Below are 18604 nucleotides of genomic sequence, written 5' to 3' on the forward strand. Positions count from 1 at the left end.
TTATCAACACCCAGGCTTTTAATACATCTTTGAATAAAGATAAGAATGTTGAAGGTCGTAAAGGAAACGAGGCTGCCCGCATTATTTACACAAAGCGTGATGAGTTTGCAAGCCGCCGACCTATTGATGTTATTGCAGCCAACAGACCAATTTTGATTCTTGATGAACCTCAGCGAATGGGAGATGAAAAATCTGCTACACAGAAAGCTTTAACTCAGTTTAAGCCTTTGTTTGTAATTAACTATTCTGCTACTCATAAGATACAGCACAATCTTGTTTACCGTCTGGATGCTTTGGATGCATATAATCAAAAGCTTGTAAAAAAGATTGAAGTAAAAGGCTTTAAGCTTGAAAATATTGCCGGAACAAATACTTATATCTACGCAGATTCTATTATTCTTTCAAAAAACGCTGCTCCTATGGTGAAGCTTGAAATTGAAGTAAAACAAGGAAACGGAATTAAACGACAATATGTAAAACTTAATCAGGGGGATAAACTAGACGAAGCAAGTAAAGGACTACCTGAATATAAAGGCCTTTACATTGCTGAAATCTTACCACAGGAAAACCTAATTCGTTTTAATAAGGCTGTAAGCGACAATACAGATCCTACTGTTCTAAAAGTAGGTGAGATGACTGGAAATGTTGCTGAAAAAGATATTCGACGTGTTCAGATTCGAGAAACTATCCGCAGTCATTTTAAGAAAGAAAAAGAGTTTTATGACGCAGGACTTAGGATTAAAGTTCTTTCCCTTTTCTTTATTGATGAAGTTGCAAAATATCGAGCCTATGATGAAGACGGAAACGAGACTCTTGGTGAATACGGCAAAATGTTTGAAGAGGAATATAAAACTGTTTTGAATGACTTTGTGGATATTAATCCTAATAGTTATTATCAGAAAGTTTTGCTTCCAAGTTCAAATGATATTGGTCCTTGTCATGAAGGATATTTTAGCCGTGATAAAAAAGGAAAGCTTACAGATTCAACTGGTGACAGTGATGAAGATATAACAACATACGATTTAATTCTGAAGCGAAAAGATTTGCTTTTGGATTTTGATATGCCGATTCGATTTATCTTCTCTCACTCTGCTTTGCGCGAAGGTTGGGATAATCCGAATGTATTCCAGATTTGTACACTTAAACATTCTGATAACAATATAAGCCGCCGCCAGGAAGTTGGACGTGGTATGCGTCTTTGTGTAAATGAAGATGGGGCTCGACAGGATAAAGAAGTTCTGGCAGATGCTATTCATGATGTAAACACACTGACTGTAATTGCAAGTGAAAGCTACCGTGACTTTGTTGATGGACTTCAGAAAGATATTACAGCTGAGCTTAGTGATTCTAGACCAAAGATTGCTAATACAAATTACTTTGAAGGAAAAACTATCACAGTTTGTGGACAGACATTTGAAATTGATTCAAAACAGGCAAATATCATTCATAACTATCTGGTTAGAAATAATTACATAGATGATGAAGATAAGCCTACAGACATTTATAAGACTGCAGTTGAAGAACAATCTATCCAAAACCTTCCTGCTACACTTCATCAGACATTGCCGGAAGAATTATTCCAGAATGCAAATGCAACGACAGAGATTTTTGATCAGGTTCAGAAGTTGATACAGGCTGTTTATAATCCTTCTGTTCTTACTGGCATGATTGAAAACGGTCAGAAACCTCAGTGGGAAAACGGAAATCCTCTTAATAAAAACTTTGAAAAGGATATATTCCAGGAACTCTGGAAGAAGATTAATCATAAGTACACTTACAGCTGCCACTTTAATAGCGAAGAATTGATTACAAATGCAGTTCAGGCTATTAAGAGCGATTTAAAAGTTGTACCTATGCGCTACACTCTGGAAATTGGTAAGCAGAAGGATAAAATTGATGAAAGTCAGATCCGTTCTGGAACTGCTTTTGGAAATGCTGATTCTGAAACTAAATCTTTGAGCCGTGCTGTTGCCAGCTCTGTAAAGTATGACCTTGTTGGTGATATTGCTAAGGGCTGTAAGCTGACCCGCAAAACTGTTGCAACAATTTTGAGTAAACTAACTATAAAAGAAATGGAACAGTTTGGATTTAATCCTGAGAAGTTTATTCGTGATGTAATCAATATCATCAACGCTCAGAAATCTACCAAGATTGTTGAGCATATTGAATACCATGAGCTTGAAGATACTTATGATTCAAGTATTTTTACTTCTCCAAAACTGCCGGATAAGGAACCTTTCATTGCAAAAAAATGTATTCAGGATTTGGTATTTACTGACAGTACAGTTGAATGGAAGTTTGCTGAGGATTTGGATGGAGCATCGGAAGTTGTTGTTTATGCACGTTTGCCTCGTTCATTCCAGATACCAACTCCTGTAGGAAATTACGCACCTGACTGGGCTATTGCTTTTGATAAGGATAAAGTAAAACATGTTTTCTTTATTGCTGAAACTAAGGGAACTATGGAAGATATGCAGCTTAATAAGATTGAATCTAACAAGATTGAATGTGCTAAGAAGCTGTTTAATGTAGTTTCTACAAGCGGCGTAAAGTATGACCATGTTGACAGCTTTGAGCAATTGAAGAATGTCATTGGGTTGAAGGGGTAAATTAGCAGAGTTATATCAGATTTTAAAGAGGCTACTAAATGACCTTACAAGAAGAAATCCAGAATGGTGAAAGCCGTACCTTGAAATTGGTGATATGCTCCGAGTGAACTTTTATCGCCCTTCGTATAAGAAAAACGGCGATAAAACTGGTGATAAATCCGAAAAATCGGCGATAAATCAAAAAATCGGCAATAAACTACAAAGACAAAATTCTGGAATATCTTTCTAAACATTCCGAAGCCCGCTCACAGGATATTGCTTTGTTTATCGGCTTGAAACAATCACGCACAAAAGACTATCTTTCTGAACTCGTTGAAGATGGCAAGATTGTTGCCAATGGTGCTAATAAGAACAGGACATATTCGCTAAAGTGAGTAAAGCAAGAACATGAAAAACAATAATTTACCCCATTTGAAATCGACTTTGACTCATATATACTCCATTGCAAACCGGAAAAACAGGAAAACGGAAAGCTCTGGCAGACTGCTATCGGCTTGCAGCAGGTGGATGGTCTTACTCCATCTAAATATCTTTACGAGACAGCCAGGCGGAATATTGATGGCGAAATCACTATTGAAGAAGCCAAGCAGCTCATTGACTCCTATTACGAAACTCGACAGGGAAGAACAGAAGATGAAGACGATACCGAAGAAGCAGATATGGTTTCAGTCAGTATCCGTGAAATCTTAGCGATAAAAGAAAAAAAGTTCGGCGATAACCAAAAAGCTTCGGTGCAAAATGTAGAAATTTTCGGTGTAAATAAAAAAACATCGGTGCAAATTATTGAAAAATAAAACTCTCTTGATTTCACTTGCCCTCAGCATCTCACTTCACCGTGATTTCAATCTCCGTGCTTTCCTCTCCGCATTGCACGGAGATTTTTTGTTTTCCGCGTTTAAGCGGCACTTGTGCGATGAAAGGCCGTCTGCTTTCGCAAAAAAATTTCCCGTCTACAAAAAATCTTGCGATGTCTGCGCTTCCGCCGCTTGCTTCCACAATGAGCTTTTGCTGATCCTTGCGGATTGACTGGTCGTAATAGAAGGTGCTGCCGTTTCGGGGCGAGATGATTTTAAGGGGGCTTCCTTTGTCGTCCACAATTCCTGAGCGATTTTTCAGGCGGAACCAGGTCGCGTATTCTGCGGGATAGACCGTACCTTTCTCGGTGTGCCAGCTGCATTTTTCTTTTTGGCTTGCGCTTCCTTCATTTGCGACATATTCGCTTACCGTGTCGGGGCAGAAGGATGAGGCTTTCATGCCGGAGAGGGCACAGACCCGCTCTTTTTTGAACTGGGCGGGCTTTTGAAAGCCTTTTCCGCTTATTCCCTGTAAGTCTACCAGCAAATCACGGGCGATTTTTGCAGGGATAGAGCTGCCTGTCTTTCCAACGACGGTTTCGCCGGAAAAATTTCCCATCCAGACTCCCACGGTGTAGTGGGGAGTCGCCGCCAAAGCCGTGATATTCTGGTACTGGTTGGCCGTTCCTGTCTTGAACATGGCTGGAAATGGCGTGTTGAAAGTCTGGCTGTAGCCGAATCCCAGGGCGCGGGCTTCCTTGTCAGAGAGAATGTCCGAGATTAGGCGGGCTGTGTTCATGTCAAAGATGCGTTTGGGAGAGGTGGAAAGGCGTTCGGCATGGCTGGATTTTCTCCTGTCGCAAAATCTCTCTTCTTCAATTCCGTAAAGGGGCAAGAATAATCCGTCACGGACGAAAACCGAAAATGCCTGAGTCATTTCAAAAATCGACACATCGGCCCCACCCAAAGCCAAAGAAAGGCCTGCGTCCGCTTTTTCAAGGGAAGCAAAGCCTAAATCCCGGAGTTTTTTGAGATATTTTTCCGTTCCGATTTCGTTTAAAAGATAGACGGCCGGAATGTTGAGGCTTGAAGCCAGGGCAACTCGGAAACGGACAGGGCCGTTAAAGCGATTGTTGAAATTCTGTGGAACATAAAGATTTTCAAAGCCGAATTCCATGGGAATGTCGGGCAAGACCGAAGAGGGAGAAAATCCTGACTCAAGGGCAAGGGCGTACAAAAATGGCTTCATGCTGCTTCCAGGCTGCTGGAATGAAAGAACTCCGTCCACCTGACCTTGGTGAGGCTCGTCAAAAAAATCCGCGCTTCCCACCCATGTGCGGATTGCCCCGGTCTGGCTGTCACAGACTAAAATCGCGCCGTTTGAAAGCCTGTTTTCGGCATATCGCTCCACGGCTCGTGAAAGCATGTCTTCGGCACGGTGCTGAAGGCTGAGAATGAGGGTGGTGTGAATGTCAGAGGCTTTTCCTATTGGGGAGTCGCTTTGATTTGAAAGATAGCGAATGAAATGGGGGGCTTCAAAAGGATAGCGGTAAAGTCGTGCTTTAGCGGCGGCTTTTTCAAGTTCTTCTATTGTGAGGCCTGTATTTTCTTCATTTTGCAAAAGCTCAAAGGCTGCCTTGGCGCAATTTTCTGGATTAGTGAGGGGATTGTAAAGGGAAGGGCGGCGGGGAATTACAGCGAGGCAGGCGGCTTCAAGTTCATTTAAATCCTTGATTTCTTTTGAGAAAAATGTCCGTCCTGCGCTGGCAACGCCTTCCGTGTTAAAGCCGAATGGCAGATTGTTAAGATAAAGCTCTAAGATTTCAGATTTGGACAGGCGGGCTTCGAGGCGGAGGGCGTCAAGGGCCTCAGTGATTTTTACCAGAAGATTTCGTTTCTGATTGGGCTTTATGATTCGGGCGAGCTGCATGGTGATTGTGGATGCCCCGCTTACAGTCCGGCCTTCGCTGGCATTTTGAAAGGCAGCGCGGGCAATGGCGGCAAAATCCAGTCCGTGATGGGAATAAAAATGCCTGTCCTCAGCCTCAATGAAAGTCTTTTGCACAAAGGGCGGAATTTCCTCTAATGGTAAAAATTCCCGACGCACGCCGTTTTCAAGGGCAGTGATTTGAAGAAATTTTCCCTCAGCGTCATAAATCCTTGTTGAAATGGGCCGGGCCTTGAATTCCGTAAGGGCAGGATAGGGCGAAAAACGAAGAAAAAGAAAGAAAAAGAGAAAAAGTGAAAAAATAAAAATCAGAAAAAGGACTTTCTTTTTTAAAAATCTGCGTCCATCTGCGTTTATTCGCGTCAAATTATAACACCCATTTTCTCAAAAAGTCCGCAACGCCGTCGTGGTTGTTGTCGCAATCCGTTACGAAGTCAGCGATTTTTTTGATTTCTTCCAGTCCGTTGCACATGGAAACTCCGTAGCGGCACATTCTGATGAGGCTTTCGTCGTTCATGCTGTCGCCGAATCCCATTGTTTTTTCAAGACCGAATCCAAGTTCGCTTGAAAGCCATTGAACGGCCTCTCCCTTTCCGCAATTTGGAGGCAGAATTTCAAGGAAAAAGGGCTTACTGGTAAAAATGACCGCCCGCTCTCCGAATTCGGCGCGGAGAATCTTCTGTAACTTTTGCAATTCCTCTGGCTCGCCGGGAACCAGCATTTTTGTGAAGCCCTGTTTGATGAATTCCTCGTAATTTTTGACTGATTCGCCTTTGAGACCGCAAAGCTCCACATCGAGGCGGGTCCATTTTGTCTCTTCGCGGTAGTAAATCGTGCTGGGCGTGTAGACTTCGCTGCGGAGTCCGTAGCTTTCGGCGATTTCATTGGTGCGGAGGAGAATGTCACTTTCGACTTTTCGGCAAAAAACCTGCTGCCGCTTGTGCATGTCAAAAATCGAGCAGCCGTTGATGGCAATGATGAATTTTCCTGACTCTTTTCCGGCGATTTCAAGGCGGCGCACAAAGGGAAGAATTGCGTCTTCTGCCCGGCCAGAGCAAAGGACTACATAAATCCCCCTGTCGGCACATTCCCTGAGGGCGGCGACATTGCCGTCAGAAATTTGCCGCTGGTCGTTCAAAAGAGTGTCGTCAAGGTCAAGGGCGATGAGTTTTACATCAAGTTTTTTTGCCATAATCTTCCTTTTACTTAATCGTGTACAAAATGCCGCCTGTGCGTCCGAAGACTTCCGGCTCGTACATACATTCCGCGCTTGCTGGCGGGGTTGGGAACACGCCCCGGCGCACGGCCCGGAATTTGAATTCCGCGGTGGTTTTTCCCTTGCCGAAACTGTCCCAGAAATACTGAATCTCTGAGTTGTAAATGGCCTGATTGCTCATGTAGTGGTCGCCTCCGTAGAAGTAGCCTGAGTAATCATCGTAGTCATCTCCGTAGCCGCCCCTGCCGCTTTCGGAAGCAGCCGAGTCCGGGCTTGTTACGAATGTAGCGTCTAAGATTTCCGCTCCGCTTGGAACAGGCGCTCTTAATGCGATGAAATCCCGGTCGTAGCTTGAAGAGAGGGTGAGGACGACTTTGTATGTCCTTCCGTTTTCAAGCTCTACGAGAGGACTTTCGTCCTTCACTTTGATTTCCTCGCCTGTGGCATTGTCGTAAAGGTGCATGACAAGCCCCAGTCCGGCGTCTTTTGGACTCTGCAATTCTTCTGGGATGGCGTAACGCATGGTGGCAGTGTAGTAGAGCGAGCCTTTTCCCTTTTTTTGGAAGTCCAGGGCAAGCTCGGCGTCTTTCTCGGCCTTTGCGATTTTTTCGTCCGAGAATGGAAGAGTCACGGTGACAGGTTTTGCTCCCGCTCCCTTGAATTCTCCCTTTGCGAATTCTTCTTTGTTAAAGAATGCCGTGGCGGTAAGGTTTGTCTTATCCAAATTGTTGGTCTTAATCACTGTGTAGATTGCCTCAAGGACTCTCGCCGTGGTTGCAGTGTTCTTCCAGTAACCCGCCCTCTGATTAGACATAAGCGAGTAGATAAGCCGTGTGTTCATCTCGTCATCTTTGTCGAGCAAAGTGAAAAGCTGCAAGGCAAGGGCAAGATTTTCGGCTTGGTCTCCGTAGTAGGCAAAAGCCCAGTGGGGAGCCTTTGGATTTGTGATGTCAACTCCCCGCGTGGTCGGCCTCATGTATGTGCGGAGTTTTTTCGCCGCGTCTTTTGCATTTGAAGTCGCATTTCCGCTTTCGATTGAAGCCAAGCCTGCCAGAGCCAGAGCCGCCGTGTCCTGTCCGTCCCGTCCTATGATTTCAGAAAGCTTATTTTCGTTTACGCTCTTTCCGTTCAAGGCGAGAACATAGTAGTTGTAAGCGCGGCAATAGTCGTTGTAGAAGAGGGCAATCCTCTCGTATTCATTTTCACTTCGGATTCTAAGCTCTGCCTTTTTTTCAAGGGATGTCGCCTCTTTGTAAATGTAGTCGCAGAGTTTTTCGATGTCGATTCCAAGTTCTTTTGCCTTGTAGCCTCTCTGGAGGGCAAGGGCGTAAATGTGGGCGATTCGGCTTGAGACGAAGAGATTTGAATAGCGGGATGTGGGCCAGTAGCCAAAGCCGCCGTCTTCATGCTGACTCTTTTTCCATTCAGAGAAATATGATTTTACGCACTTATGGATGTCTGTCACCTGGCTGTCAAGATTGAATACATCGATGTAATCCTCAAAAATCACCAGAGGAAGAACTCGTGAAGACTGCTGCTCCAAACAGCCATAAGGATATTCGAAGAGATATTTGACGCTCTCACCCAAAAGTCCAAGACGAGTTGCGTCCAAAGTGACTGAAAGTGAGCCATTCATATCTGCTGTATAAGAAGGAATTACGACCCGCTCCTTTCCAGAATCTTCTTTTTCGCCCAGCTGGCCTGTAGTCGTGACGGTCTCGAAAATATAGGGCTTTTCGATTTTGAGAGGAGTGACGAGCCTTTCGTTTAAAATATCGCTCTTTATCGTAAATTCAAGGCTGATGCTGCCCGCTTTTTGAGCCGCCAGATCAAAATAGACCGTGACATTGGCTCCGCTGGGCACTTTTATCGTATGCTCATCTTTTCCGTCAACGATTGCCTTTCCAGCCTTTGCACTAACGCCATTTTCTTCAGTCTTTGCCTTGTCCGTTTCCCGCAAAGCAAGCGAGACCGTAACATCGTGGGCTTTGTCGTCAAGGTTGGTTAAGAGAAGTCCCACCTCGCTGGTGTCCCGCTCCCTGAGTTCCCTTGAAAGAACTTGCTGGACATTAATGGGGTTCTGAACCGCGATTTCATCTTCCTGCAGGGCAAGCAATTCTCCGTTTACGCCGAAAACCGTGACCCGGTAAGTGGTGAGTGTGTCCGGCAGCTTGAAGCGAGCCGTGACCAGCCCCTTTTCGTCAGTTTTAAGCATGGGCTCAAAAATCGCAGTCGGATTGAAGTCGCTGCGCTCGTTCATTTTTTCGTCTTCGTCACTGTCGCCGCCTTTAAGATTTTTGACTTCGTAAGTGACCGGATCCATGAGATATTCCCGCGAGTCGCCGCCCTTTACGCGGAGAGGGAAGTGGCTTGCGTTGTAATAGAAGGCAATGGGGTCTGGAACATGATAATTGATTAAGTCCAAGACTCCCCGGTCAACTGCCATAAGGGTAAGTTCTGCGTTTGCCAAAGGCTTTCCTCCCTTTGTGGCCCTGAGGGTGATTTCTGCCTCTTCGCCCGGCCTGTAAGAAGGTTTCGCGCTTTCCACCGCCACGGAGAATGATTTTACTCTGGGATTTACAAAAACCGTCGCCGCTCCATAGAATCCCTTGGGCTTATCCAAATCTGCCTCGCCGTACTCGTGTTTTGGCTCTCCCTGTCGCACAGAATAAGAAGAGACCGAGACATAGAAGACAGGAACATAATTTCGGGCTACAGGAATGTCGAGGACATGAATTGAGCCGTCCAAGTGACGCACTTCCTCTGTGAAAATGCCTTCCCGCTCAACCGTAATCAGGTAATTTCCTTCGGGGAGGGAACTTTCCATGAGAATGTGAGCCGTTTCTCCCGGATTGTACATGTTTTTGTCAGGAGTGAGCTTTAATGATGTGGCATCGTCCTGATACCATGAGACTCTTCCCGAACCAGTGACAAAGAATTCGTATTCCGTGATGATTTCCCGCCCCTGCTTGTCACTGGTTGAAACATGAATGGTGTGATAGCCCGGCTCTTTTGGAGTCACGGTGATTTTTCCGTCAGCAGAAAGAGAAATGCTCTCTTCGCTTTCGGTCACATCGCTTTTTTCGTAGCGGCTGTAAATATCGCTGATTCCCTGCTGCTGGACTAAATTCCATTCTTCGCGGGTGAGTTTGACCGAGAGTTTTTTTCCGCTTCCCGCAAGAAGATTTGCCGTCTTTTCGTTTGCCACCGCCTTTCCGTCCGTCATGGCAAGTTTATAACTGAAGGTGACTTTTTCGCCTTTTTTGGCGAATGAAGAAGCCGTCTCTGGTTTTGAAAGACCAACATAGAATGAAGCCGGATGAACCACCGTAGCTGCCGAGGCCGAGACAAGCTGATTTGAGACATCAGTGACATCCGCGCTCACCCGGTAGCGGTAGGGCGCGCCTTTTATAGAAGATCCGCTTGTTTCGCATGAGAGCGTTGCGCTTCCCTTTGCGTCAAGGCTGCCAGAGTCCTCCCGGATATGATTTCGACCGTCGTTTGAGTTTTCAGGGCCGAATTTGAACTGTTTGAACTCAGGCTCGCTGCTCGTAAAATACCATGGCTCGCGGAACCAGTTGCTTTCGTATTGGGCGCTGGCCAAAGCTCCTCCCGCAAGATAGCTTGCGCTCACCTGAGCCTGAATCTTTTCCCCTGCGATAACCGGAGTTTTTGGCATTGAGACTGCCGACTGGAATTTAAGCCGCTCAAAGAAAGCCACATTGATTCGCATTTCTTCGTCCGCCCGCTTGCTTCCGTTTCCACGGCTGTAAGTGATTTTGTAGATTCCTGGCTCAATGTCCTCTGGAATGTCGAATGAGCCGTAAAATCCTCCTGACTCGCTGGTATTTCCCGTCAAAGCACCGTATTCCTTTGCGTTTCGCCAGCTGTCTTCTTTGAGGGTGATGACATAATTTCCCTGATAAGGCACGAAAGTTCCCAAAATCTGGTCGCGGTCGATTCCTCGGAAGGAAACTTTTTCGCCCGGCTTGTAAAGCCCCCTGTCACTGAACATGAAGATTCGTTTTTCTGCCTTGACTTCGTTGGGCACGCTTGAATATGAGTAAACGCCGCTCCGCCAGGGAGAATGGTCGTCTGGCCGGAACATAACTTTGTCGCCGTCTTTTTCAACATAAATCAGTGGTGCGTCCCAGTAGTTTCCCGAAATGACTTTTTTAACATCGCTTCCAGAAAGATTGATGACCGCCATGCCTTTTTTGTCAGTTTTTGCGCTCGGCGCGCTTGAAGAGACGCTTTCAGGAGAGTAATAATTGTCTCTGTCGTATTTAATCGCATAGACATTCGCTCCCTCCACAGCCTTTCCGTCCGAAAGATTCGTGACAAGAGCAATCACTTTGTTCATTCCGTAGCGAACCGTAACGCCAAGATTTGTGACCTGAACACTGGTTGCATTTGTCGTCCAGTAATAAGTTGAAGGATCCCATTTCGTAGGCTTTCTGGGGAGTTTGATTGCCGAGTAGAATTCGACCCAGCCCTTGCCGTTCACAAGTTTGTCCTCAAGGTTTACGATTTCAAAAATCCTCTCGTCACGCGGCTCTGTTTTGAGCGTCGTTCGGATTGGCGTGCTTGCCTCGTCATTTACGAGACCGTAGATTTTTTGGGCCTTGAGAACATCGAATGGCTGTTCTGTTTTGTCCAGCGTGTAGGCTCCCTCGTCAATATTCTGATATTCAAAGACCATTTTGTGAGGAAATTCTGCTTCAAGGATTTTCGTGCCGGAATCAGTGAAAAGCGCCTTGCTTTCTGCCCCCGGAACTTCAATTTGAATCGAAATTTTGTCGTCGCCGAAAATTGAAAGATTTCTTCCATAAATATCTTTGAGATTTTTGCTGATTTCAAGATTGTATTTTGAGTGGAAAGTAATTGGAAGTCCGTAGACTCTGAGGGTAGAGCCTGAGACTTCGATATTTTCTTTTGTGACAGGCATTTTCTCGCCCTTGTCGGATTTTGCCGAAAGCGCGTCCAAGACAGATTTTTCGTCCAGAGGGTGAGAAAAATAAATCCGCACTGGATTCGTGTATTTTCCGTAAGAATAGCTCGTATCGTTGTATTCGTAGCTGAAGGGCGAAAGGGTAGTGAATGAGGCTTTAGTTTCGCTCTCTTTGCCTGAAATCGTCTGCCTTACTGTAAGAAGGACTTGCGTGCCAAAGTCGGGAGCCTCGTTCCAGTTGTAAGTCACCGTATCAATCATTTCCTGTTTAACGGTGAATGAAAGCTCCTTGCTTCCGGCTTGGATTTTTGAAAGATTTTTGATTTCATCTGCATTTACAGGATAATTGAACTGAACCCGGAATTCTTTTGCGCATTCTGGGGGAACTTCATTTCTGTCCACCCACTTGCTTTTTGAGTAGCCGGGAGCCGACCAGATGATTTTTAAGGGGGCAGCCTCCGTTTTGAAAACTTTTTCCCCAGAAAGAGCCTTTCCGCTCAGGGATTTTACGCCGTCTGAAAGGGTAATCGTGTAGACTTGCAGGGGATTTACGGCTTCACTTGTGTCAAATGAAAGCAGGCTTGTTCCGTTCCATCGGAAAGTTCCCTTTACAGGGGGCTCGATTTTCATGAATTCGCTTGCGTCGCTTTCCTGATTCAAGGCCGCAAGGGAAACGACTGGCTCAGAGAAAAGCACATAAAAAGAAGGATAGCGCACTTCGGCGGGAATTGGCTCCTTTGGCCCCCAGTCACTCACCGTAAAAGGCTGGTCTTTTTCTTTGTCATGCCGAAGGTTTTTCGGCATCTCACCGCTTTTGCCTGAATCCTCTGCCATTTTTGTGACTTCCGGGATTTTGAAGTCCGATTTTTTTGTGTTGTAAGAAGTTTTGTAGTCAGAAAGTTTCCGTAAGCCCGGAACTATGCTCTCCGCCTTGCCGCCGCTTTTGGGAGAAGAGAGATTTACCCTTCCAGCCACGCTCTCAGGCTCCGGCTCGTATGGAGTGTAGTCAGGCGTGAAGAAATTTCCCACGGTAAAGACCCGCTCGCCAGTCGCCTCGTCAATGGCCGCTTGTGGAGCTGGCTCAGAATATTCGATTGTATATGATTTTTTTTCTTTGCAAGAAAAAAGCGTGAAAATAAAAAGTAAAGAAAGTGCGAAAAGTGCGGATTTTTTCATATAATAGCCTCACAAAAAATAGTGAGACTATTATACTTTATTTTAAGAAAATAATAAATCCTTACTTATTCAGGCATTTGTGGACGAGAGCCGCAAGTGCGCCACCGACGAGCGGGGCGAGAATAAAGACCCAAACGCATTTGAGAGCCTCGCCGCCAACCAGGAGGGCAGGACCGAATGAGCGGGCAGGGTTTACAGAAGTGCCTGTGAGAGGAATTCCAAAAAGGTGAACGAGTACGAGGGAAAGACCGATTACCAGTCCTGCCACAGAGCCGTTCTCTTCTTTTGAAGTAACGCCCAAAATAGCGAATACGAAAACGAAAGTGAGCAGAATTTCAGCGAGGAAAGAAACTCCGATTCCCAAATGAACATTGTTTGTTCCCAAGCCTGAGTCAACGCCTACGAAGACTGCGAGAAGTGCGGCTCCTGCGATTGCACCCAAGAACTGAGCGACGATATAGCCGATAAAATCTTTGACGCTCATTTTACCAGCGACCAGCATACCCATTGAGACAGCCGGATTGATGTGGCAGCCTGAGACATTTCCGATTGAGTAAGCCATTGCCACGATAACGAGACCGAAAGCAAGAGCCGTAATCAAGTGGCCTGCATTTCCTGCCGCACAGCCAGAGACAACTGCCGCACCGCAAGCGAACAGAACCAAAACACAAGTGCCGATGAATTCAGCCACATACTTTTTGAAAGATTCCATTTTGAATCTCCTTTTAAAAAAATTGCGCCTCACAAGGAGACGCAATATATTATAACACAGATTTAAGATTTTCACAGGTCTGGGTGTTTTTCTGCGATTCGCCGTGCCCAGTAGAGGAAGGGCGTGTCCAAAATCGAAGTGACCAAAAAGATTCCGTAGCCGAAAATCAGAATCTGAACGATGACATTTGCGGGAAAGACTCCTGCAAAGGCCAAAAGGTTAAAGACAAGCACATTAATCAGCTGACTGACCATGGTTGAGCCGTTGTTTCGAAGCCACAAAAAAGCCTTCTTGTCGCCGAATTTCTTCTCGCTCCATTCCCAGATGTGGTGATAAGCCCACACATCGTATAATTCGCAGACCGCGTAGGCAAAAAGGCTTGAGAGCATGACACGGGGAGTGTTCGCGAATACGGTGCGGATTGGAGAAGCCATGGTGTCCGCCTCCGCCGGAACATAGAGAAACCAGCTTTGTGAAATCAAGATGAAAGTGATGTTGGCTGCAATACCGATTTTAACGCACTTGTTGGCCTCTTTTTTGCCGTAGATTTCGCTCATAATGTCCGTTGCAAGGAAGGAAGATGCGAAAATCACGTTTCCCAGGGTTGTGTCCATGCCGTAAGCGTGAACCAGAATCAAAACCTCAATGTTGGCGGCAATAGTGCAGATTACCGTCCAGGCGAAGATTCCGTTCTTTCCGAAAAGACGGAAAAAAGCAACGAGTCCGCCAAAAAAAGCGAACACCGACAAAAATAAAACAATCTCATTCTGAAAAGCCATAATTATCTCCTATCTTCTGTCTATTGCTGAAAATAATCGTGATTTTGCGATTTTCTCGTATTCCGTGCCTGCCTTGCCGTAGTTTGCAAAGGGGTAAATGGAAATGCCGCCCCTGGGAGTGAAGATTCCTTCGACCTCAAGGTATTTCGGCTCCAAAAGACGCACCAGATCCTTCATGATGATGTTCACGCAGTCTTCATGAAAGTCACCGTGATTGCGGAAAGAGAAGAGATAGAGCTTTAAGGATTTTGACTCCACCAAAAAGCCGTCAGGAATGTAGTTGATTGTAATTGAAGCAAAGTCCGGCTGACCTGTTTTTGGGCAGAGAGAAGTGAATTCCGGGCAGTTGAATGTGACCATGTAGTCGTTGCCGGGATGTTTGTTTGAAAATTTTTCTAAGATTTCCGGCGAGTAGTCTGAAGGGTACTTTGTGGCAGTGTTTCCCAGCAAAGTTACGCCCTCAAGTTCTGATTGTGTACGCATTTTTTCTCCTTAACCTCCGCGGTAGCGGGGTTGCAGGAGGCAACAAATCGCAAATATTTCTGCTTGTCAGAAATATTTGGCCATGAAAAAATTACATGGATGTAATTTTTTCATGCAGACCTCCTAGTTTTGTTTTAAGTCAGGATGGATTTCGAACTGACTGGGAGATATGATAATCGAAAACTGGTAATAAGGTCAATAAAACTGAAAAGCGGAAAAATGAGAGTTTAAAAGTTTTTTCCTTTATGTGATAATAAAGCGATGAGCGATGTAAAATATGATGGAGAATATGTTCTGACTGCGGACGGAAGCAAGGATTTTGGAGAGATTTCTTCTGAAATTGCTGAGGTGATAAAACGACAGTCTGGAAAAATTCGGTTGAGAATTGGTGTTCAGAATAATAACATTGGTGATTACGGCGAAAAACATATTGAGCGACCAGAACGGCTTAATCAATTAAAAATGTCTGGTTTTGATAATGCCCGCGATTTTATTTCGTATACATGCAAGAATTTTGATGAAATCTATTCGAGCGGAAAAAGACTCATGCTTACAAAAACAGATGGAGGGTACACATGTGTTATAGAATTAAAGCCTCTTGATGACGGTGAATTTTATGATGTGATAACAGGCTTGATAAGTCGAAGAAAATCAATTGAAAACAAACTTGCGAAGGAAAAAATAAGGCTGTTGTGGCAAAAACCAAAACAGCCATGATGTCGAAATCTTTAAGTCCCTCATGCTTAAAGTCCTTGCAGGCAGCCCAATGGGTTTTATCAAGGGCACTCCCGACAATTAGAATATAACAAAGGAATTTCTCCCTGTCAAGAGATTTTCTCCACGCTCCAGACACGGGCTGTTTCGCCGAGAATCTCTGTCAATGCTGGCATGATTTCTTTCATTTCTTCGTCCAGCTGGTAGGGGAAGTTTACGATGAACATTCCGCTTCCGTAGAGGGAGGCAAGGCCCGTCATGTCTTCCTTGCGCTTTATTTCCATTTGTATGTCTAGAACCTTCGGTTCATGAATTTTAGGCTCGCTTGATTCCACGGCTCCTGCGATTCGCTCTTTCATCATGGAGATTTCGGCGGTGCGGTGGGCGACTAAGGGGTACCAGAGGGCGATTATTCCCGCGCTCCATTTTTTGTGCACGGCAGAAATCACCTCGCCGCATTTAAAAAAGTCGCTGGCGTCCTCAAAGGAAGGGTCGATTACGGCCAGCCCCCGCTTGATTTTTGGCGGAGTTACGGCCTTTAAAAGCTCGTAGCCGTCCCGCCTGTGAAGGGCTGGCTCCACAAAAATCTTTTCCCCCTCGTTGCATTCTTTTCTTCTATTATAAAAGCACTCCCGAAGCTCCTCATAGGCGCGGGGATGCAGCTCTGAAAGAATCTGCTGGTCGCCAGGGCGCAAAAAAGCATTCTCAATCAAAGGAGAGCCAGGGTATTGGCCGCGTTCGTAAAAATCCTTTATGAGACGGCTGAATTTTGAGTTGAATCCGACTTCGTCTGCCTTTGTCTGCGTCAAAATTTTCTCAATTCCAGAACTTGCTTCACCGGTCTTTTGGGCGCGCTCGTCGTGCAGGTCGTAGATTCCGCTTCCTGCGTGGGTGTCGATTACGGTGAAGGGCTTTTCTTTCTTGCACAAATGCTCAAGAATCAGCGAAAGGGTGAGGTGCTTTAAAATGTCGGCGTGATTGCCCGCGTGGTAGGCGTGAATGTATGAGAGCATTAACTATTCAAACAAAGCATTGATTATTGCTTCAAGGGTAAAGTCGCCCCAGTTTTGAACGCTTGTTATTTCTGTTTTGCCGCTTGTCGGGTCGGTGGCAGATTTTGAAACCTTTCCTAAGAAAGTTAAACTTGTGATGTTTGCGACCCATTTTCCGCTTGAGAGATTGTTTTCTTTTTTTGCGTAAATGTTCGTACCCACGGCCGTAAGAATTAATTTTTCGTTTCCGGTGTCGTATTTTATGTAGATATTCGCTAATGTTTGCGAATCGGCTGTCGTTGGCTTAGAAGCAGACTCGATATTATATTTATACCAATAATTTCCAGTTTTTTTCAAAACCAATTCTTCGTAGCTTTCGTCTCCTGTGCCGCAGGAAAATAAAAGGGGAACAAAAAGAAAGAGAAAAATAACTGGAATTATTCGGAAAATCTGTTTCATTTTGACCCCTTCTATTTTCTAGAATTGATACTTTGCTGTCAACTGCACGAATGCTTTGTCGTGGTGAACTGAATCTTTCGTGAAGTTGTAGAATTCACCGTTTTCTTCTTTACAATAGAGGTAAACGCCGCGGAGAGCGAATGTGAGCCCTTCCACAACATTGTACTCGATTTTTGGAGCAACCATGAATTCCTTGTATTCGATTCCATAGATACCCTGAACTTCTGTGGTAAGCTTTTCGTTGAGCCACTTGTCAGAAAGAAGGACGATGATTTTGTTGCGGGTGTATTTGTCGTCTGAGTTGTAGTCAACATCATACTTTGCAAATATGCCGTCTTTAATCTTGTCTTTCTGAAGAATGTATGAGCCGGTTTCCTGAACATTGAGGTTGAGGTTGTGGATTGGAAGGTCAATGTCAAAGCCTGCGACCCATGCCACAGAATGGTTTTTAATCCATGGGTTTGTTCCCTCAAAGTCTTCTGTCATGTTATATGCCGCTTCCCAACGGGTGTTGAGCTTCCAGAGGACGAAAGCCGCCTCAAGACCGAAGACTTGAACCTGATCGTAGTTGAGGGATGGTGTTTCAATTTTTGAAGAGAAACCTTCAAAATCTTTAGAGGTCATGTAATCAAGTGTATACTTATTTGCTAATTCTGCCATAGCAGCATTTGCTGCTGCTGCACCCAATGCTGCATATTTTGTTGTTGCTAATTTGGTTAGTTCTGCAGAGTGATTTTGAACAATATATTTTCCAAGACCTTTGGTGGTGCTGTTGGTTGTTAAATCAGTAGTTGCTGCGGTTTTTAACGATGTAATCATCTTTTCCAAGTTTGCGCTTGGCTGCTTGTAATGACCGTAGTAGTAGCTCGTTCCCCAGTCGATTCCTCCCAAAGTACCCGTGAGACGGAGTCCCGCCTGACCGTATTTGAGGCTTCGGATATTGTCTTCGTAAAGGCTGTCGGTTGAGAAGTCAGAGAGTTCCATTACACCGTTTACCAATGAAAGACCATTTTTATCATTGATGGCAGAAGAGGCCGCAAGCGCGTAGTTGTTCTTCAAAACTGCTTTCACCGTATTCGTGAGCTTTGTCTGTGCGTATGGCACGAGGTGACCGTCGCTTGCGAAGCGGTCTGCTGTCATGGTTGGGGCGTAGATTCCTTCGATTTTGAGGTTGTAGTCCCAAGAGATGTTTGCCGTAGTCTTGAACATTACTTCGCCGATTCGGCGGTCAATGTAGTCCGGGAAGATGAAGTCGCGGTAGTCGTTGGCATTGAAGTTGTCAAGGACATGGACTTTGTCGCCCTTGCCCCATACTTCCTTCATTTTGCCTGCTTTGAGCTGAATGCGGTTCTCGATGAAGTTGCCGCTTACGCTTGCCTCGTCGATGATGTCTTCCTGATAGTTCTTGAAAGTGTCCTCGTCAAGTTTGAGCTTGATGTTTGCGTTCGTGTAGTCGCCGTCGTAGTTGAGTTCGATGTTTGAGTATACGCTTCCTTCGACCTCAGACTTGCTGATATCGTAGAATTTTTTGTAGCCCTGCGAGTCGTACTTGAGGGAAGAGTCTTTTGCAAGGTCTTCTTCTGACGGAGTAGTTCCAATCCAGCCTCGGACTTCTGTTCCGACTTCGCCTGAGATTGTTACTGCTGGCGCTGATTCTTCGTAAGAGTCGCCGCTGCCGCTTCCAAAATCGCTGTCACCGAAACCGTAGTTCTGTGCGAATGTGAAGGATGTGAGCGAAAGGGCGGCCATCGTAAATAAAATCTTTTTCATA

General features: G+C 45.3%; 13 protein-coding genes. 4 read left to right on the plus strand and 9 right to left on the minus strand.

Annotation, left to right across the window (positions count from 1 at the left end):
• The 3 genes from B2089_RS11065 to B2089_RS11070 form a co-directional block, all read left to right on the plus strand.
• Positions 1–2609, plus strand: a 2609-nt coding sequence (locus B2089_RS11065; RefSeq protein WP_296687315.1) for a restriction endonuclease subunit R, incomplete at its 5' end; no start/stop codon positions are given.
• Between the two features lie 212 nt (positions 2610–2821).
• Entirely contained in the window at positions 2822–2983 is a 162-nt protein-coding gene (locus tag B2089_RS12110) for a hypothetical protein (RefSeq protein ID WP_414717873.1), read from the plus strand.
• A gap of 129 nt (positions 2984–3112) precedes the next feature.
• Positions 3113–3403, plus strand: coding sequence for an antitoxin VbhA family protein (locus B2089_RS11070; RefSeq protein WP_296325472.1), 291 nt, complete (start codon positions 3113–3115; stop codon positions 3401–3403).
• Positions 3404–3434: 31 nt separating this feature from the next.
• Here the strand turns inward: B2089_RS11070 and pbpC are convergent, their stop codons facing one another.
• The 6 genes from pbpC to queF form a co-directional block, all read right to left on the minus strand.
• Positions 3435–5717 carry a penicillin-binding protein 1C gene (gene pbpC, locus B2089_RS11075; RefSeq protein WP_296325474.1) on the minus strand — a complete coding sequence of 761 codons (2283 nt, stop codon included), beginning with the start codon at positions 5715–5717 and terminating at the stop codon, positions 3435–3437.
• A gap of 1 nt (position 5718) precedes the next feature.
• Positions 5719–6543 (minus strand): Cof-type HAD-IIB family hydrolase, encoded by an 825-nt coding sequence (locus tag B2089_RS11080; RefSeq protein ID WP_296325477.1) that lies wholly within the window; start codon positions 6541–6543, stop codon positions 5719–5721.
• A 10-nt stretch (positions 6544–6553) separates the two neighbouring features.
• Positions 6554–12694, minus strand: a complete 6141-nt coding sequence (locus B2089_RS11085; RefSeq protein ID WP_296325480.1) for an alpha-2-macroglobulin family protein — start codon at positions 12692–12694, stop codon at positions 6554–6556.
• Positions 12695–12755: 61 nt separating this feature from the next.
• On the minus strand, positions 12756–13406 hold the full coding sequence (locus B2089_RS11090; protein WP_296325484.1) for an MIP/aquaporin family protein: 651 nt from the start codon (positions 13404–13406) through the stop codon (positions 12756–12758).
• Between the two features lie 71 nt (positions 13407–13477).
• Complete coding sequence (locus B2089_RS11095; RefSeq protein ID WP_296325487.1) at positions 13478–14185, minus strand: queuosine precursor transporter; 708 nt, start codon at positions 14183–14185, stop codon at positions 13478–13480.
• Positions 14186–14194: 9 nt separating this feature from the next.
• On the minus strand, positions 14195–14668 hold the full coding sequence (queF, locus tag B2089_RS11100; RefSeq protein WP_296325491.1) for a preQ(1) synthase: 474 nt from the start codon (positions 14666–14668) through the stop codon (positions 14195–14197).
• A 261-nt stretch (positions 14669–14929) separates the two neighbouring features.
• Between queF and B2089_RS11105 the strand changes: the two genes are divergently transcribed.
• Positions 14930–15385, plus strand: coding sequence for a hypothetical protein (locus B2089_RS11105; RefSeq protein WP_296325494.1), 456 nt, complete (start codon positions 14930–14932; stop codon positions 15383–15385).
• A 107-nt stretch (positions 15386–15492) separates the two neighbouring features.
• Here the strand turns inward: B2089_RS11105 and B2089_RS11110 are convergent, their stop codons facing one another.
• Genes B2089_RS11110 through B2089_RS11120 form a run of 3 tightly spaced genes read right to left on the minus strand, consistent with a single transcriptional unit; the run spans position 15493 to position 18603 of the window.
• Positions 15493–16395, minus strand: coding sequence for a 23S rRNA (adenine(2030)-N(6))-methyltransferase RlmJ (locus B2089_RS11110; protein ID WP_296325497.1), 903 nt, complete (start codon positions 16393–16395; stop codon positions 15493–15495).
• A gap of 3 nt (positions 16396–16398) precedes the next feature.
• Positions 16399–16833, minus strand: a complete 435-nt coding sequence (locus tag B2089_RS11115) for a hypothetical protein (RefSeq protein WP_296325507.1) — start codon at positions 16831–16833, stop codon at positions 16399–16401.
• Positions 16834–16851: 18 nt separating this feature from the next.
• Positions 16852–18603: a hypothetical protein gene (locus B2089_RS11120; protein ID WP_296325510.1), complete on the minus strand. Its 1752-nt coding sequence runs from the start codon at positions 18601–18603 to the stop codon at positions 16852–16854.
• Position 18604: the final 1 nt, after the last annotated feature.

The organism is Treponema sp. UBA3813 (assembly GCA_002368605.1).
In the GTDB taxonomy this organism is placed as follows: Bacteria; Spirochaetota; Spirochaetia; order Treponematales; family Treponemataceae; genus Treponema_D.

Excerpts from the sequence above, each read along its gene's own strand:
- B2089_RS11115 (WP_296325507.1), bottom strand. The coding sequence starts at position 16,833 with ATGAAACAGATTTTCCGAATAATTCCAGTTATTTTTCTCTTTCTTTTT.
- B2089_RS11110 (WP_296325497.1), bottom strand. The coding sequence starts at position 16,395 with ATGCTCTCATACATTCACGCCTACCACGCGGGCAATCACGCCGACATT.
- B2089_RS11085 (WP_296325480.1), bottom strand. The coding sequence starts at position 12,694 with ATGAAAAAATCCGCACTTTTCGCACTTTCTTTACTTTTTATTTTCACG.
- B2089_RS11090 (WP_296325484.1), bottom strand. The coding sequence starts at position 13,406 with ATGGAATCTTTCAAAAAGTATGTGGCTGAATTCATCGGCACTTGTGTT.
- B2089_RS11095 (WP_296325487.1), bottom strand. The coding sequence starts at position 14,185 with ATGGCTTTTCAGAATGAGATTGTTTTATTTTTGTCGGTGTTCGCTTTT.
- queF (WP_296325491.1), bottom strand. The coding sequence starts at position 14,668 with ATGCGTACACAATCAGAACTTGAGGGCGTAACTTTGCTGGGAAACACT.
- B2089_RS11120 (WP_296325510.1), bottom strand. The coding sequence starts at position 18,603 with ATGAAAAAGATTTTATTTACGATGGCCGCCCTTTCGCTCACATCCTTC.
- B2089_RS11080 (WP_296325477.1), bottom strand. The coding sequence starts at position 6,543 with ATGGCAAAAAAACTTGATGTAAAACTCATCGCCCTTGACCTTGACGAC.
- B2089_RS11105 (WP_296325494.1), top strand. The coding sequence starts at position 14,930 with ATGAGCGATGTAAAATATGATGGAGAATATGTTCTGACTGCGGACGGA.